At 41.6% G+C, this 279-nt stretch carries 1 pseudogene; it reads left to right on the top strand.

Annotation, left to right across the window (positions count from 1 at the left end):
• Nucleotides 1–279, top strand: a pseudogene (locus tag SB773_RS31295) (spore germination protein); the annotation flags it as partial.

Raw genomic sequence — 279 nt, 5'->3', positions numbered from 1 at the left:
AAAACAAAAGAGCTGATCGAGTCTATAAATGCCTGTAGCTTAATGGATCTGGAGGGCATTCCGGTCTTTTCTAAACTCGCAGATAACATCGCCCTTTTGAAAAAACTGTTTGGTGATTGCTCGGATTTTGTCATTCGGGAATTCAAGCAAAAAAACAGTGTGATCGCAATCGCTGTATTTGTTGATGGGTTGATCGATACCCATGAGGTAAATCTAGCATTAAAGACTCTAATGGTGCTCGAGGATGGCGATGAGCATGTTCGGGTTATTGAAGAAGTG

Source organism: Bacillus sp. SIMBA_074, from assembly GCF_046534555.1.
GTDB classification, from domain to species: Bacteria; Bacillota; Bacilli; order Bacillales; family Bacillaceae_G; genus Bacillus_A; species Bacillus_A mycoides.
Note: the sequence above shows the minus strand (reverse complement) of the source record. Positions and strands in the feature narration are given on the sequence as shown.